This window comes from Bacillus sp. FSL R9-9410 (genome assembly GCF_038050385.1).
GTDB classification, from domain to species: domain Bacteria; phylum Bacillota; class Bacilli; order Bacillales; family Bacillaceae_G; genus Bacillus_A; species Bacillus_A cereus_U.
The window spans coordinates 1,999,218-2,015,999 of the sequence record NZ_JBBOTV010000001.1; the positions used below are offsets into that span (position 1 = coordinate 1,999,218).

The following is a 16,782-nucleotide window of genomic DNA, read 5'->3' on the forward strand; positions in this document are numbered from 1 at the left end:
TGATACTAATTAATATCCAAAACGAAGAGAAACTTAGAATAATGCAAAAGGATGGCGTGAATCAGTTTGATACGTGATTATATATAACTCTTTCATTCAGTACTTTCATGATGCATAAGTGATGATATAATAGGAATAGATGAAAGATATAGAAAAGCAGGTGACTCTTTTTTGTTTACAAAAGCACAAGAACTTTTAGCGTCTTATTTCGGTTATTCGTCATTCCGAAGAGGACAAGATGAAACAATTAAAAATGTATTAGATGGGAAAGATACAGTTTGTATTATGCCTACGGGCGGCGGTAAGTCAATTTGTTATCAAATTCCCGCATTAGTATTCGAAGGAACGACATTAGTTATCTCACCTTTGATTTCACTTATGAAAGATCAAGTAGATACATTAATACAAAACGGTATTTCTGCTACATATATTAATAGTTCTATTTCTATTACAGAAGCGAATCAACGAATTCAATTGGCGAAACAAGGGCATTACAAGTTGCTTTACGTGGCGCCTGAGCGTCTTGATTCTATGGAGTTTGTTGATCAACTTATCGATATGAAAATCCCGATGATAGCAATTGATGAGGCGCACTGTATTTCGCAGTGGGGTCATGATTTCCGTCCTAGTTATTTACATATACATCGCATATTGGATTATCTTCCAGAAAAACCGCTCGTTTTAGCATTAACAGCAACAGCAACACCACAAGTACGTGATGATATTTGCACTACGCTTGAAATTAATCAAGAAAATACAATTATGACAACGTTCGAGCGCGAGAACTTATCGTTTTCAGTAATTAAAGGACAGGATCGTAATGCGTATTTAGCGGATTATATTCGTCAAAATCAGAAGGAATCTGGGATTATTTATGCAGCTACAAGAAAAGTAGTCGATCAGTTATATGAAGATTTAGGGAAAGCAGGAGTTTCGGTATCGAAATATCATGCTGGTATGAGCGATCACGATCGAAATGAACAGCAAGAACTCTTTTTAAGAGATGAAATCAGCGTTATGGTAGCGACATCAGCGTTTGGAATGGGGATTGATAAATCGAATATTCGTTACGTTATTCATTATCAACTTCCAAAAAATATGGAAAGTTACTATCAAGAAGCAGGACGTGCTGGTCGTGATGGATTAGATAGTGAATGTATTTTGTTATATTCTTCTCAAGATGTGCAAGTACAACGCTTTTTAATCGATCAATCAACTGGAGAATCACGTTTTTCAAACGAACTTGAAAAACTCCAAAATATGACCGATTACTGTCATACAGAACAATGTTTACAATCATTTATTTTGCAATACTTCGGAGAAGAGCCGAAGGAAGATTGTGGCCGCTGCGGTAATTGTACGGACGACCGTGAAAGTATCGATGTGACGAGAGAATCACAAATGGTACTATCTTGTATGATTAGGACGAACCAACGATTCGGAAAGCAAATGATTGCACAAGTATTAACTGGATCTAAAAATAAGAAAGTCATTGAATTTAATTTTCATACTTTGCCAACGTACGGCCTTTTGTCAAACCGTAGTGTAAAAGAAGTCAGTGAGTTTATTGAGTTTTTAATTTCAGATGAGTTAATTGCAGTTGAACATGGTACGTATCCGACATTAAAAGTAACGGAAAAAGGAAAAGAAGTATTACTTGGTAAAGAGAACGTTTTACGCAAAGAACGAGTAGAAACGAGACAAATTGTTCAAGACCATCCTTTATTTGAAGTACTTCGTGAAGTGCGTAAAGAAATTGCGCAAGGAGAAGGTGTACCACCGTTCGTTATTTTCTCTGACCAAACGTTAAAAGATATGTGTGCGAAAATGCCACAAAGTGACCCCGAACTCCTAACTGTAAAAGGAATCGGAGAACACAAACTTGTGAAGTACGGGTCGCACTTTTTACAAGCGGTTCAGCACTTTATTGAGGATAACCCAAACTATGCGGAAACAATTAAGACTGAAGTTGTTTCAGAGAGTAAAAAATCAGGAAAAGCGTCAGCGAATTCTCATATAGAAACATATGAAATGTATAAACAAGGCATTGATTTAAATGAGATTGCGAAAGATAGAGGTCTATCAAGACAAACGATTGAAAACCACTTAATCCGCTCTTTTGAAGATGGTATGGAAGTAGAGTGGCAAAGCTTTGTTCCAACAGAGTATGAAGCTCTTATTGAAACTGCCGTACAAAATGCAGAAGGTGGTTTGAAATCTATTAAAGAACAGCTTCCAGGTGAAGTGAGTTACTTTATGATTCGTGCATATTTACAAATTAGAAAGTAGAGAGCAATAAAAAGGGGATAGGGACATATGCATCATGTTTTCGTGTATGGCACGTTAAGAAAAGAGCAAACGAATGATAATTATATGAAAGGTGCAATATGCATCGCAGACGTAGCATGGACATATGGCAAATTATTTGATACAAACGAAGGGTATCCTGCAATGATTTGTTCAAATGAGGAAAAGATATATGGGGAAGTTTATGAAGTAAATAGTGATGTTCTGCAAAAATTAGATGAACTTGAAGAATATACAGGTAATGCAGAGAGTGATTTATATGACCGGATCACCCAAACTATTTATTTTGGGGATATAGAAATACATGCATATGTGTATGTTGCTCAAAATAGAGAAATGTTAAAGAAAGTTATCATTTCTGGTGATTGGGTGGAGTATCAAAAAGAAAAATAAAAGCAGCTATAGAATGATGTGAAAGCAGATAGTGGAATAATCCATTATCTGCTTTTTGAATTTATACTTTTAAAATTCTTATTATTTCGATGAATTCATATTAAAAACGCCATCCTTTTTGTATATTTCTATAAAAAGAATAGCGTTTTTTTCGTTATATGGATACAAATTTACATTATCTTGATAATAGTAATAGGGCGAGAATCTATTATGTTTAACCAATAATAAAATGACACAATTGACAAAATATGCATCGGTGTTATAATGATACATTGTTATCAAGGTAACAAAATAGCGTTTTTTTGCATTGAGGATGTGAAATTATGAAACAAAATAATGAACAAATAAATAAAAAAATTAAAGTTGAACGTGTGCAAACTGGTATTAGGATGGAAAAAAGAATGGTTAAAGTTTTGAAAGCGATGGCAGAATATCATGATATTTCGCTAGGCGTTCTTCTTGAAAGAATCGTTCTACATTCTTTTGAAAATAAACCTGTATTTAGCGATGCAAGTCTTGAAAAAGTTAAAGCTATAAAAGAAGTTTACGATATGGATTATGGCCTAGAAATAAGTCGTCAGTGGAATGATTCGGATAACTAAAATGATTATTTTTACATACAGTGCCATCTAGATTTTTTGTAAGCAATCTATGAAGTGAAGAAAATAAAGAGAGAGAAAATTTTGTTTTAAGGATACTTCAAAATCTGAGATAAAGAGGCATATTTTTGTATTTTTATTTATTTCGGAAAATTCTCAATCAAACTATTGACTTTATAAATGGATTTTTAATACAATTGTATCTCGACTGAAAAATTAGAACGGACAGGAGGGAATCATCAAATGAACAACATTTTTGAAGAAGAGTTACAAAAAATGAAAGATACTTTATGTACGATGGATGATCAATTAGAACAGCTTGAAAAAATCCCGGTTTATTATGGAGAAGATTTTAAAGAGCAAATTCTTGAAAGTATGAGGGAGTCTAATAGACAAAGCTTACGTATTGGTGTGCATGAGCCGTATTTTGGAAGATTAGACTTTCAGGAGGATGGCAAGGAAGAAGTTATGCCGATTTACATCGGTAAAGTAGGTGTTTCAGATAAAGATACGATGAAACCAATTGTAATTGATTGGCGAGCACCTGTCGCGAGTATGTTTTATTCATTTACCGGTGGTGATGAATTAGCATTTTATCATTCACCAGACGGATTAGTAGAAGGCGATGTTTATTTAAAGCGAAATATTTCGATTCGAAAGAGAGAACTAGAACGTGTTGTTGATACATATGTGAAAGGAAATGAAGATGTCTCGCATACTGATGATTTTCTTCTATATCGATTAGGTGAGAATAAAGATAATAAATTGAAAGATATCGTTTCGACTATACAATCGGAGCAAAATGATATTATACGTGCGGAAAGAAACTTACCATTATTAATTCAAGGGGTTGCAGGGAGTGGAAAAACAACGATCGCTTTACATCGCCTTGCTTTTTTAATTTATGAGTATCGTGAACAACTTGAAGCAGAGAGAATGATCGTATTCGCTCCAAATAGTTTGTTTTTAGACTATATTTCGAGTGTACTTCCTGAGTTAGGGGTAGGAAATATTAGTCAAACAACGTTTTCAGATTGGGCATTACGTACGTTAGATGGTTCGGTGAAACTAAAGCAAACAGAAGAAAAATTGAAAGAAGCTTTTTCAATTAATCGCGACGAAAAAAAGGTTATGCTCGGTAAATTAAAAGGCACGCTGGAATTTAAGTCGTTTATTGAAGAAAGAATGATTCAATTTGAAAAAGAGTTAGTGCCAACAAAAGATTTTGAGGCATGGGATAAAGCAGTTATTCCAGTGGAAGACGTTAAAAAGTGGATGCAAGTTGAATATAAACATTATCCATTAAAGAAAAGAAGAGAACGTTTAGTTGGCCGAATGAAGCGCTGGATTGAAATTGAACTTAAAAAGTTTGGAGAAACAAACGAGAAAAAGTTACTAAAAAAAGAAGCGACAAAGAGATTGAACACATATATGAATTTTTGGCCAAAAATGAGCCCGCTTTCACTGTATAGTTCAATGTTGAAGAGTAAAGAAATACTCGAATTATTACCTGAAGAGCTTGTTCAAGAAACAGAAAAGAATAGTCGTAAAAAAGAAGTGTATGTAGAAGACTTACCAGCTTTAATTTACATACATCATCGCATAACAGGAATTGAAATCGGACAGAAGTTCCATCACGTCGTTATTGATGAAGCGCAAGATTTCTCTCCTTTCCAAGTTTATGTATTAAAAGAAATTACACTTGGTAATTCTTTCACTATATTAGGTGATTTATCTCAAGCGATTTATGATTATCAAGGAATTGAAGACTGGGGTGCTTTTAAGGAAGTTTTCCAAGAAACAGGTTATTATGAACTGACGAGAAGTTATCGTTCTACAAAAGAAATTATTGAATTCGCGAATGAAATAATTAAAAATGCAGAGATTCCAGTAGGACTCGCAAAACCAGTTTTCCGTAGCGGTGAAGACGTGAAAGTAATCCGGGCAGAGGACCAATTTACTGAAGTTTTAAAGACATTACAGTATTTGCAAAATGAAGATGTGAAAACAATAGCGATAATTGGTAGAACAGATGATGAATGCCGTGAAATATATGAGAAATTAACAAATGCAGGGTTGACAGTAAACGTCATTGAAGCAGATCAAAGTAAGTATGAAGGTGGTATTTCGGTAGTACCAGTATACTTGGCGAAAGGGCTAGAATTTGATGCCGTACTTCTAATCGACGTTGATGAAGAACATTATAAAAACACAAAACATGATGCGAAGTTATTGTATGTCGGATGTACAAGATCGCTTCATGATTTATGGATTTTCTATAGCGGGGAAGTATCTCCGTTAATTAAGGGATAAAAATATACAACAAATTCAAGAGGCTTTTCTAGTGATGAACAGAAGACCTCTTGTTTTTCTATATAAAGATACCGGGGAGAAAATGGGAATGATTATAAAAGTAATAACAAAAAGAAATTGGGGAATCGCGAAAACAACTGGAGAAATTAATGAAGAATCATTTATAAAAGAGGGGTTTATTCATTGTTCATTATTAATTAAACCAAGCTTTAAAAGTTGCTCAAAAATATTTCAGTCATGAAGAAGATGTTTTATTACTTACAATTGATCCATCCCTGTTAAAAGCAGAAATAAAATATGAACTTGCTTCTAACCGTCAAGAATATCCGCATGTATACGGAGTAATCAATTTTGAGGCAATTGTAGATGTTGTCCCATTTCCTAAAGAAAAAGGAAAGTTTTTATTACCAGAGGTACAAAGTTAAGCGTGTTATAGGTATTTAAGTTTGCTAGAAAAGCACAAATCATATCGTTTGTGCTTTTTATTGTATATTTTTTGTGGAAAATTATTGTTTTTGTCACACTGATACTGTACGATACATAGTATAAAACACATACTGTATGACATATAGTAATGGAAATGAGGTGGGTGAATGGATACTTTATTAAATTCATTAATTACTGAGCTAAGGAGAGGGACATTGACATTAGCGGTTTTAAGTCAACTAAGAACGCCGCAGTATGGATATTCGCTTGTCCAATTATTGGAGCAATCAGGAATCATGATAGATCAAAGTACTTTATATCCACTACTTCGCCGATTAGAAAAGCAGGAGCTAGTGACGAGTAGTTGGGATAAAACTGAGAGTAGACCTCGTAAGTATTATGTTTTAAGTGAATATGGATTAAATATATTTTTGCAGTTGAAAAAGGAATGGATAAAGGATTCGAAAGAACTTTATAACTTATTAAAGGAGGAGGACGAGAATGAATTTAATTGAGGTTTATATTCAGGAGGTTGCGAAGAGATTACCTGAAAGAAATCGTGAAGATATTACACTAGAACTTCGGTCAACTATAGAGGATATGTTACCTGATGAGTACAATAAGGAAGATGTAAAGAGTGTCCTTGAAAAATTGGGGAGCCCAGTTTCATTGGCTAATGGGTATTTGGATAGACCGATGCATTTAATTGGACCACGTTATTTTGATGTGTATACGACATTATTAAAAATGATCATCCCGATTGCAGCTGTTATCGCACTCATTGCAATGGTTGCAGAAAATTTTATAGGCTATAGTGGTGATCAGGCGGTATTAGATGTTATTTTAAAATTGGTAGGTAAAGGCATTGGGGAAATTGTCGAAGTAGGCCTCCATGTATTTTTCTGGTTGACACTTGTATTTGCTATTTTAGAGAGAACTGATAAAGACAAAGATACACAGCCGTTGACGACAAGTTTAAAAAAATGGACTCCTGATGATTTGAAAAATATCTCGTATATTCCGAAGAAAAAGGCGATTTCAAAGTTTGAAGTTTTTGGAGGTTTGATGTGGACGGCAATATGGGCTACATTTTATTTTTATGCAAATCACCTTGTTGGTGTATATGAAGGTACTGAAAATGGCCTGAAATTTGTAGTGCCAACGTTTAATCAAGATGTTTTACTTCAATACTGGCCAATCGTTGTGGTTATGATCGTTTTCGAAGTAGCTATATCTCTTTATAAGTTAGTACAGGGACAATGGACGACAAGATTGGCAATTGGAAATACAATTCTTCAAATAACCGGAACAATAGTATTCATTATAATTGTAGTAAATCCTCATTTATTTAACGAAGGATTCATTACGTATGTGGCAAATGTGTTTACTATTTCTCCAGAGGAATTTAAAACGTGGTTAATCGGTGGAGGTATTCTCATTTACATTTTATCTGCTGCATTAAATATATTTGATGGTTTCCGAAAAGCTAGTGTTCGTTCAGATAAATAAACCCGAAATTTCAATTGAAAGATTTCTTGATAGAAAGTTAAAGAGGAAAATCACTTTGAAAGGAAGGGGAAAATGATTAGAGAAGCAACTAAAAAAGATTTAACATATATTTTAGATATTTATAATGATGCCATTCTAAATTCTACTGCTGTATATGCTTATAAATCCGTAACACTTGAAGATAGACAAAGTTGGTATGAACAAAAGATTGATGAAGGTTATCCGATATTAGTTTGTGAACAAGATGAAAAAGTGGTTGGATTTGCAACATTTGGTCCATTTAGAGCGTGGCCTGCCTATAAATATTCAATTGAACACTCTATATACATTGATAAGGAATATAGAAAAAATGGAATTGGGAAGTCTTTAATGAAAGAACTAATAGCTATTGCACAGGAAAGAGAATATATGACCTTAATTGCTGGAATTGATGCAGAAAATGAAAAGAGTATTGCCTTGCATCAAAACTATGGATTTGTTCATGCAGGGACAATAAAAAAAGCCGGTTATAAGTTCAATCGATGGCTAGATTTAGCTTTTTATCAATTGGAGCTTAATGGTCCTAAAAATCCTACTGAAGAATAGCTGTATCTATTAATGTAAAAAAATTTCAAAAAAGAAATTGTATATATTTCAAAGGGTAGTATGAAGAAATCTCATGCTATCTTTTTTGTATTCACCAATATAATTTAACAAAGGAGGGTTTTTACATTTTATATCGAATTTTCAGGAGGTGATAAAACAATATAAAAAGAGGGATGAATATGGAAACTGTCATACGAAAAATAAAAGAAATACAATCTGGTCAAGTTGGAGTAGCTGTTTACTCTACAAAATATGAAAATATAGTTGCCTCCTATAATAATAATCTTTATATTCCATTAGCATCAGCAGCAAAAGTGGCAATTGGATTTGCAGTAGCGAGGATGGTAAAGGACAAACAAATTAATTGGAATGATACACTTCATCACATTAAGTTTAATCCAAATGAGGATAGTGTGCAGTTATATCCTCATTTACAAGGAAGAACTACATTAACACTTAGTAAAGCGGTTGAAGTAATGATAGCTTGCCACGACAGTTATATTGCTCACTCGGTTGTAATGCACTGCGGAGGATGGGAAACTGTCAGAGAAAATGTTTTAACGTACTTTTCAAAGATTCATATACAGGAAAACCCTAGAGATGAGCAAAATGTCGGAGAGTTAAATCAAGTTCTTTCACTTTTAGTACATATTTTTCAAGGGTATAAAGCAGAACCAGAATTATGGGAACCGATTATTAGTGGAATGGTAAGGCAACAAGGTAATTATGAAGGGATACCGTATTATCATTTAGCGCATGTGACAGGTGGTTTATCCACCGCTACAATAAATATTGGTATAATAGGGATGTTTCATGAATTTCCGTTTCTTTATGTAATTGGGGGAAGAGATTTACCTAATCGATTTGATAATAAAGAGGTTGATGAAACAATTCTAGAAGCTTTGAAGTGCTTATATAAAGAATATAAGATGACAAGTCAAACAAACGTTGTAACCGATAATTGAATAAAAACGTTATTTGTGCGACACGTTTCCTCATAAGTGTGCAGACACGAAATAGGAGGGTTATCAATTTGATAACAACAACTGATTGACTGAAAGTAGGAATGAAAGCCGTCAGGTTGAGCTGAAACTACTTATCTGATACTCCTACATGCAAGGCGTGATAGTAGTCATAAATTGTATGAAGCTAGGTGAAGTCGGCTGAACAAAACCTAAGTGAAAAATCATATGGTGATGGATAGGTCGGGATGCTACAAAATATCTATGGTGAGAATGTCCAAATGAACTGGCGAACTTGCGAATGTACGGGTCTAAACGCTTAATACATTAGAAATGTGTATGTCGTCAATGACGACGTTATCTACCGAAAAGTAAGAGTAAATGATATGAAATTCGGAACATCTAACGATGAGGGTGTAAAGATAACAGGCTTAAAGCAAGCGCCTAAGGATATATGTATAGCTAAGTCAATTGGAACGTGGTAAGCAAGAAACTGTCATCAACGCCTACTAGCAGACAGGTGCATATAAGGTTCTAACGAACCGAAATTGCTTCATTCTTGTGAAAGTGGGGACATAGTACCGAAGAAGCATGTAATAAATGTGGAGGGATAGTCCCTAGTCTTGTTCTTTGAAAACTAAATCAATTAGATGTAACTCACAGGATCGAGTAAGATGATGTGACCTTTCGTAAGAAAGGGGAATTAATACGTTGGTGAGTACAACATTGTTTGTAATCTAGTTGCTTTAGTATAGAAGAATAAGATGGGGCGCTGTATGCGATGAAAGTCGCACGTACAGTGTTAAGCGGGGGAAAAGATGGAGATAACTTCAAAGTCTTACCTATCGCAACTAATAGCAGGGAGGGGAATAGTGCACCTAAAGGAGTATACCGTTTACAAAAGTGAATCGCTCATATGTATCGGGACTATAAAGGAATGCGCTCAGCATATGGGAGTGTCTGGTGATTTCTAACATAAAAAGAGAGCACAAAGGCTCTCTTTAATGGCTTTGTGATCCGCCAGCAAAACGAAAAGATTCAAGTACTTCAATACATTAGAAATTTTGTGAACATGAAGTACAAGGTCCACCAGTCGGCTGAAATACAACATTGTCAACAAAAGCTGTTGCGCCTTCTCCCCCTGTAGCAGTATTTTGGAAAGAAATACATGCTGTAGTTACAGTAGCAGGTATACACACAACAAGAATATAATGTTGGAAAAGAGATTGTGGTTGATTCATAACTGGTACAATATGTGGAATGTTTAATGGACCAAGAGTTACAGGGGCAGGAGGACATGCTTGCCCAAGTTCTGGGAAAGATACTGAAGCTATAAGAAATGCACCATCCCTTACATCTGCAGCAAAAGAAAACGTATAACAACAACCTGCGTCAACATCAACTGTTTGATTAATACTTCCACCTGGATTAATTGATGCAGCTAAGAGACTAAATGAACCATTTGACAGAAACCGGCCACTATGAACGTTTGGAAACCCTACTTCTGAAACGGAACCTGCTTGATTCCAACCTGGAACTGGATCTCCTACTACTGCCGGCTCGTCAAATCCAGGGTTGTCAAGAATATTATTACATGGACAACATCCTACTGCTGTTGGACCCGTTGGGCCAGTTACGCCTGTTGGACCTGTTGGGCCCGTTGGACTTGTTGGACCTGTTGGACCCGTTGGACTTGTTGGACCTGTTGGACCCGTTGGACCTGTTGGGCCCGTTGGACCCGTTGGACCAATTTCAGGTGGAGGTAAAGGGGGACCGAAACATTCGCACGGAATATGAAATTTCTTTTTAAATTTACTCATTTTTACACCATCCTTATCATTCACCCACTTACACTCTATAGTTTATGAATTAGCTAACACGCAAGTATAAGGAAAAAGCCTTTAAAAATAAAAATAAGCATAAGCCCTTATGACACAAATATAAACCCATTCTATAATATATAAGGAACATGGCTTTACTCCAAACAGCACTTATTTTTTGGCCATCTATTTTATTATTAATTACTAGTTTTATCGTCATAAGTTATGCAAGAACAGGGTATGTATCAATGCCGGGATTAATTGGTTTTTCATGTTTTGTTACATATGGTAGATTTGTATTGATTAGTCTATTGAAATGATGCAATAAAAATATGTAAATATTATAAGAATTGAAAGGATGAAATATATATGAAACGTATAGAGAACGGTACACGTACTGAAGGAGAATACATTAAAAATAAATTAATTCAATATAACATGTCTGTGCTGTCAGATGAAGTAAAACAGCCAATGGAACAAGTAAGTTTCGTAGTGAAAGATGAGGAAGGGAAAATCTTTGGCGGGGTAACAGGAATGATGTATTTTTATCATCTACACATCGATTTTTTATGGGTTGATGAATCAGTTCGCCATGATGGTTATGGAAGTCAACTGTTACATAAAATTGAAGACATTGCGAAGGAAAAAGGATGTAGACTAATCATACTAGATTCCTTTAGTTTCCAAGCACCTGAATTTTATAAAAAGCATGGTTATCGAGAGTTTGGGGTCGTTGAAGATCATCCTAAAGGATATAGTCAACACTTTTTAGAAAAGAGATTATAATAATATTATGTATACTAGTTGATGGGAGAAAGAAAATGTACACGTATAAATTACAGCATGAACAACCAATCTGTGTAGAAAAAATAAAGACTCTTTACAATTCTGTAGGTTGGTGGCCAGAAAGAAAAGAAGTCGATATTCAAAAAATGTTAAAGAATAGTATAGCAATTGGAGTATGGGAAAAAAACGAATTAATTGGATTTGCTAGAGTTGTTACTGACGGTGTTTTTCGGGCGTATATTGAAGATGTTGTTGTACATGAGAGTGTAAGAAATAAAGGTATTGGTGAGAAGATGCTAACAATGTTACTGAAAGAGATTTCTCATATTGATATGGTTAGTCTATTTTGCGGAGAGAAACTAATAAAGTTTTATGGTGAACAGCAATTTCAAGCGACGAAGCAAATTGTGATGCATCGTAATCAAATAGTAAAAGAATAAGAGGTGCCAAATAGAATGAATGCAACAAGAGCATATTGTTTATCGAAAAGAAAAGCGACAGCAGATTCTCCAGATGGCTGGAGTGCAACATGTATGAGGATCAATAATAAAATCTTTGCGATAGTGAATCATGAAGAAGGCGAAAAAGCTGCGATTACATTAAAATGTGATCCAGAACTTGCCTTGCGAATAAGAGAAGATTATCCGGAAACAATTATTCCTGGATATCATATGAATAAAAAACATTGGAATACAGTTTATATACATCAGGATGTAGAACAAGAACAAATTAATAAAATGATTGATTGGTCGTATGATTTAGTACTACAATAATTTTCAAAGAAAAAGCAGCAAGAGTTATTGGATTAAATAAAAAGTGAAGTTGACCATAAATAGCTAGTAAAATGATTATATTTTACTAGCTATTTACAGTTTTACATTATATATTAGGGGATTTTGAAATGGATACGAAACGAAATAAATTACTATATGCACTGTTTACTATAGTTGTTATCATTTTAGGTCTTAGTTCAAGAAAGTTTGCTTTTGCATTACCTAATCTATTAAATGACTACTTAGGTGATGCGTTATGGGCATTAATGATTTTCACTGGATTCGGATTTTTGTTTTCCAAAATAGAAACGAAGAACTTAGCTTTTATTAGTTTAATATTTTGCTACGGGATTGAAATTAGCCAATTGTACCATGCGGAATGGATAGATAGCATTCGCGCAACGACTTTAGGTGGACTCGTATTAGGTTACGGTTTTTTATGGAGTGATTTAGTGGCTTACACAATTGGTGTTGGAGTAGGGATGCTTGGTGAGTTTATATTACGGAAGAAATAAGAGATTTTAAAAAGGAGCCATTTATGAAAAAAATAATATTGATTGGTTCTGGTGGTTCAGGAAAATCTACATTAGCAAAGCTGTTAGGAAATAAACTAAAAATACAGGTGCATCATCTTGATGCTTTATTTTGGAAACCGAATTGGGAAGGTGTTCCGAGGGAGGAACAAAGAACAGTTCAAAATGACTTAATTAAAGAAGAAAAGTGGATTATTGATGGGAATTATGGCGGGACAATGGACATAAGAATTAACGCAGCGGATACAATTATCTTTCTTGATATTCATAGAACAATATGTGTTTATCGTGCTTTTAAAAGAATTGTGCAATATCGGAATAAAATAAGACCGGATATGGGCGCCGGATGTGAAGAAAGGTTTGACTTGCAATTTTTCAAATGGATATGGGAATACCCTAAGTCGAAAAGACCTGCAATTTTAAAAAGACTCGATCAATTCAATAAGGATAAAAGAATTATTATTTTAAAAACACCAAATGAGGTTCAACGATTCATAAAGGAAGTGCAGTAAGTATAAATTGGTGCATTAAAAACATTAAATTATGTTCCATTTTGAATGGAGGAATAATATTGAATGAAATAATTCGCTTGATTGATTCTTATATGGTAAAAATCCCAGCAGGGGAGATAGTTTTAAGAGACGATCGAATTAAAAGAGAATGGAAGGCCCCAATTAAGCCGTTTCTTCTTGCACAATATACTGTAACGATGGAATTATATTATACTGTTATAAATGAATCATCAAATTCTTTTCTAGGCAATCATAAACCCGTTGTTAATATTTCTTGGAATGATGTGATTATGTTTTGTAATTTACTTTCAAAAAAAGCGGGATTAAAAGAATATTATTCTATTAGTGATGGCGGTCAAAAGGTTAGTTGTAATGTAGAGTCCAACGGCTACCGATTACCTTCTGAGGCAGAGTGGCAATATGCATGTAAAGCAGGGACTACTGGGTATACATATGGAGAACTTGATAAGATAGCTTGGTATAATAAAAACTCGGATGGGAAAATTCATGAGGTCGGTAAAAAAGAACCGAATGCATGGGGAGTATATGATATGTTAGGGAACGTTTGGGAATGGTGTTATGATTTGTATGATGAAAAGGTATATGGATCGTACCGAATTTTCCGAGGCGGTAGCTGGGCTGAAGAAGCGAGAGGGTGCGGTGCTACTTGTCGCCGCCGTAGCCATCCTACATTTCATATAGATGATCTTGGGTTTAGGCTCGCTAGGTCCATTTAGAAGAGATAGGAGTATGGGAAGTGCCTATACTCCTAATGACAACATAGAAATCATTTAACTTAAGGAGTGTTTACATTGGCACGTGTTTTATTCATTAATGCTGGATCAGAAGGTCATATTAATCCAACAATTAAAGTTGTAGAAGAACTTATTTCCCGCGGGGAAGATGTAGTTTATTTTTCAATAGAAGCTTTCAGGGAGCGTATTGAAAAAACTGGAGCTACTGTACGAACAATTGACGACCAAAAGTTTATAAAAGCTTTTCTTTCCGGTGGCCGAAATTATTTACCAGAAAGAATAAATGGTCTTTTACATACTGCAGATATTATTATACCAAGTGTTCTTGAACAAATTGAAGGAGAACATTTTGATTACATCATTCATGATTCTATGTTTGGCTGTGGCCATTTAATTGCTCAAATTCTTAAACTTCCAGCAATTAATTCGTGTACATCTTTTGCACAGGATGAAAAATCATTTACAAGAATGTTAGAACATCTTTCGGAAAATATCCCAGAGGAATCTATTGGAAAAATAAAAAATGATTTTCAAAACTTAACAATAGGAATTAAAGAAAAATATGGTGTTGAAATAAAATCACCTTATGAAGTTTTCTGTAATCCTGCACCACTTACAATTGTTTATACAACTAGGGAGTTCCAACCTTTTGGAGAAACTTTTGATGAATCATATAAATTTGTAGGACCGTCTATTTCTACACAATTAAGAAAAGAAAACTTCGATTTTACTGCAATCGAAGGGGAAAGTCCGATTTATATTTCACTAGGCACGGTTTTTAACGAGTCCATTACTTTCTATAAACTTTGTTTTAAAGCGTTTGAGAATACTGATTATACTATTGTTATGTCTGTCGGTGAAAAGACTAAAATAAGTGATTTAGGTGATATTCCTAAAAACTTCATTGTGAAAAACTATGTTCCACAAATTGAGGTACTTACGTATACAAAATTATTTATTACACACGGTGGAATGAATAGTACACATGAAGGACTTTATAATGGGGTTCCACTAATTGTAATTCCACAAAGTGCGGATCAGCCAGTAATCGCAAAGCAAGTGGAGAATCTTGGGGCAGGAATTAAGTTACATACGAAAGAATTAACTGAGGATCAACTACGTGAAAGTGTAGATCTAGTATTAAATAACTCTTCATTCAAAGAAACTGCTTTGAATATGAAGGAGTCTTTCCAAAAATCAGGTGGGTATAAAAAAGCTGTTGATGAAATTATTAAATTTACAAATCGGTATTAAAAATATACATGTGAAAAGTGTCTATATGAAGCGAGGAATGGATTATATGGAAAGAATGAAAATACTAAATGTGAATTTTGATGATATGAGAGCTACACCCTTTTTCCAAGTGGAGGTGAAAAATAGAATTAGATTTGACACAGAATTATTTGAGGGTAATTTGAGAAAATTAAGAGGGATTTTGACTGAACTTTTTAAAAGTCCTGATGCAATTGATATTTCATTTACTTCCGGTTATATAACATATGGTAAAAGTAAGAGAATAAATGAGAAAACAAAAATCGGAAGATTCATGAAGATTAAAAATTGGACAGAAACGCAAGTAGACGATGATGATCTTAAAAGTACAATAATATTTACTACGATTAAAGGTGTACATAAAGATGAAGTATATAAGTATTGCAAGTATATCATAAATGGTGGTCAGCAAGCGTATATTTCTTTTTATAACGATACTTATTTGTTATATATAAATTCAGATGTAATTGATATTATTTCAGCAGATGCAAGTTTAATAGAAAAATTAAAACTTCAATACAGAGAAGAATATGATAAGTTTTATCCCGCATTAACGGGCAGTAAAACTCCCACCTCAAAATTCAGGTGGAGCAAAGAAGTTAGGTGGGAGATCAACTGCCCGTAAACGCCCGATTGGTTCAACTAATAATCAGTGGGGGATGAACAAAACCCCCACTGATTAAAGTTTCACTTTATGAAATAGAAGAATTAGAATAGGATACAGAAAAGGTGTTATATAAATCAATAATGCAGATTTATATAACACCTTTTCTTATGATAACACTTTCGTCATAAGAATATGCGCAATTCCATCTTCCATAAATACATCAGAAGAAGTTTGATAGCCTAATTTTGTATAAAACCCTTCAGCTTGTGTTTGACCGTGTAGTTTAACTTTGTTTGCTTCTTTGTTACGAGCAATCTCTTCTAATGCTTGGATTATTACTTTTCCTAATCCGTATTTGCGATAGTCTTTTAAAATACAAATTCTTTCTAGTTTACCCATTCCGTCCACAAAACGTATACGGCCAGTTCCTACAGGAAGTTCATTATAATAAACTAATATATGTTTGCATGTCTCGCCAATTTGGTCATATGTATCGAATTCATCCTCAAGAGGGACACCTTGCTCTTTTACAAACACTTCTTTTCGAATGTGAAAGGCAGTTTCTAAATCAGTAAGTTCTGTTATGAGTTTTGATTGCAAATTGTTCAGCCCTTTCTAGTGTGATATGAA

Annotated in this window: 19 protein-coding genes and 1 pseudogene; 18 read left to right on the plus strand and 2 right to left on the minus strand. The window is 34.3% G+C overall.

What is annotated here, in order from left to right:
• Nucleotides 1-171 precede the first annotated feature (171 nt).
• The 10 genes and pseudogenes from recQ to MKX77_RS10560 all read left to right on the plus strand — a co-directional run bounded on the left by recQ (nucleotide 172) and on the right by MKX77_RS10560 (nucleotide 10,001).
• Nucleotides 172-2,289: a DNA helicase RecQ gene (recQ, locus tag MKX77_RS10515; RefSeq protein WP_341306571.1), complete on the plus strand. Its 2,118-nt coding sequence runs from the start codon at nucleotides 172-174 to the stop codon at nucleotides 2,287-2,289.
• A gap of 27 nt (nucleotides 2,290-2,316) precedes the next feature.
• The gene (locus MKX77_RS10520; protein WP_341306572.1) at nucleotides 2,317-2,700 is read left to right on the plus strand and encodes a gamma-glutamylcyclotransferase family protein; all 384 of its coding nucleotides are present in this window, start codon (nucleotides 2,317-2,319) and stop codon (nucleotides 2,698-2,700) included.
• 323 nt (nucleotides 2,701-3,023) lie between these two features.
• The gene (locus MKX77_RS10525; protein WP_215553325.1) at nucleotides 3,024-3,302 is read left to right on the plus strand and encodes a hypothetical protein; all 279 of its coding nucleotides are present in this window, start codon (nucleotides 3,024-3,026) and stop codon (nucleotides 3,300-3,302) included.
• Nucleotides 3,303-3,542: 240 nt separating this feature from the next.
• Nucleotides 3,543-5,612, plus strand: coding sequence for a HelD family protein (locus tag MKX77_RS10530; protein WP_341306573.1), 2,070 nt, complete (start codon nucleotides 3,543-3,545; stop codon nucleotides 5,610-5,612).
• 88 nt (nucleotides 5,613-5,700) lie between these two features.
• Nucleotides 5,701-6,037: pseudogene (locus MKX77_RS10535) on the plus strand (DUF952 domain-containing protein).
• Nucleotides 6,038-6,205: 168 nt separating this feature from the next.
• A complete protein-coding gene (locus MKX77_RS10540; protein ID WP_033729277.1) occupies nucleotides 6,206-6,553 on the plus strand; it encodes a PadR family transcriptional regulator in 348 nt (115 codons plus the stop codon).
• Nucleotides 6,540-7,547: an HAAS signaling domain-containing protein gene (locus MKX77_RS10545; protein ID WP_341306574.1), complete on the plus strand. Its 1,008-nt coding sequence runs from the start codon at nucleotides 6,540-6,542 to the stop codon at nucleotides 7,545-7,547. Before MKX77_RS10540 ends, MKX77_RS10545 begins: the two co-directional genes overlap by 14 nt.
• A 72-nt stretch (nucleotides 7,548-7,619) precedes the next feature.
• Nucleotides 7,620-8,132 carry a GNAT family N-acetyltransferase gene (locus tag MKX77_RS10550; RefSeq protein WP_341306575.1) on the plus strand — a complete coding sequence of 171 codons (513 nt, stop codon included), beginning with the start codon at nucleotides 7,620-7,622 and terminating at the stop codon, nucleotides 8,130-8,132.
• Nucleotides 8,133-8,311: 179 nt separating this feature from the next.
• A complete protein-coding gene (locus tag MKX77_RS10555; RefSeq protein WP_341306576.1) occupies nucleotides 8,312-9,097 on the plus strand; it encodes a serine hydrolase in 786 nt (261 codons plus the stop codon).
• A 778-nt stretch (nucleotides 9,098-9,875) separates the two neighbouring features.
• The gene (locus tag MKX77_RS10560; RefSeq protein ID WP_258397517.1) at nucleotides 9,876-10,001 is read left to right on the plus strand and encodes a hypothetical protein; all 126 of its coding nucleotides are present in this window, start codon (nucleotides 9,876-9,878) and stop codon (nucleotides 9,999-10,001) included.
• Nucleotides 10,002-10,149: 148 nt separating this feature from the next.
• On the opposite strand, the gene MKX77_RS10565 is transcribed toward MKX77_RS10560, so the two are convergent.
• The gene (locus tag MKX77_RS10565; protein ID WP_341306577.1) at nucleotides 10,150-10,914 is read right to left on the minus strand and encodes a collagen-like protein; all 765 of its coding nucleotides are present in this window, start codon (nucleotides 10,912-10,914) and stop codon (nucleotides 10,150-10,152) included.
• Between the two features lie 369 nt (nucleotides 10,915-11,283).
• On the opposite strand from MKX77_RS10565, the gene MKX77_RS10570 reads away from it, so the two are divergent.
• From MKX77_RS10570 to MKX77_RS10605, 8 genes are all read left to right on the plus strand, one after another.
• Nucleotides 11,284-11,700, plus strand: a complete 417-nt coding sequence (locus tag MKX77_RS10570; RefSeq protein ID WP_144507772.1) for a GNAT family N-acetyltransferase — start codon at nucleotides 11,284-11,286, stop codon at nucleotides 11,698-11,700.
• A gap of 35 nt (nucleotides 11,701-11,735) precedes the next feature.
• Entirely contained in the window at nucleotides 11,736-12,140 is a 405-nt protein-coding gene (locus MKX77_RS10575) for a GNAT family N-acetyltransferase (RefSeq protein ID WP_341306578.1), read from the plus strand.
• Nucleotides 12,141-12,155: 15 nt separating this feature from the next.
• Nucleotides 12,156-12,473 (plus strand): MmcQ/YjbR family DNA-binding protein, encoded by a 318-nt coding sequence (locus MKX77_RS10580; protein WP_341306579.1) that lies wholly within the window; start codon nucleotides 12,156-12,158, stop codon nucleotides 12,471-12,473.
• 128 nt (nucleotides 12,474-12,601) lie between these two features.
• Entirely contained in the window at nucleotides 12,602-12,988 is a 387-nt protein-coding gene (locus MKX77_RS10585; RefSeq protein ID WP_341306580.1) for a ribosomal maturation YjgA family protein, read from the plus strand.
• A gap of 23 nt (nucleotides 12,989-13,011) precedes the next feature.
• Nucleotides 13,012-13,518: a DNA topology modulation protein gene (locus MKX77_RS10590; RefSeq protein ID WP_341306581.1), complete on the plus strand. Its 507-nt coding sequence runs from the start codon at nucleotides 13,012-13,014 to the stop codon at nucleotides 13,516-13,518.
• Between the two features lie 59 nt (nucleotides 13,519-13,577).
• A complete protein-coding gene (locus MKX77_RS10595) occupies nucleotides 13,578-14,255 on the plus strand; it encodes a formylglycine-generating enzyme family protein (RefSeq protein WP_341306582.1) in 678 nt (225 codons plus the stop codon).
• Nucleotides 14,256-14,330: 75 nt separating this feature from the next.
• Nucleotides 14,331-15,527 carry a macrolide family glycosyltransferase gene (locus MKX77_RS10600; RefSeq protein ID WP_341306583.1) on the plus strand — a complete coding sequence of 399 codons (1,197 nt, stop codon included), beginning with the start codon at nucleotides 14,331-14,333 and terminating at the stop codon, nucleotides 15,525-15,527.
• A gap of 46 nt (nucleotides 15,528-15,573) precedes the next feature.
• Nucleotides 15,574-16,170 (plus strand): phosphatase, encoded by a 597-nt coding sequence (locus MKX77_RS10605; RefSeq protein ID WP_341307950.1) that lies wholly within the window; start codon nucleotides 15,574-15,576, stop codon nucleotides 16,168-16,170.
• A 147-nt stretch (nucleotides 16,171-16,317) separates the two neighbouring features.
• Here MKX77_RS10605 and MKX77_RS10610 read toward each other — a convergent pair whose 3' ends face one another.
• Nucleotides 16,318-16,752, minus strand: coding sequence for a GNAT family N-acetyltransferase (locus tag MKX77_RS10610; RefSeq protein ID WP_341306584.1), 435 nt, complete (start codon nucleotides 16,750-16,752; stop codon nucleotides 16,318-16,320).
• Nucleotides 16,753-16,782 lie beyond the last annotated feature (30 nt).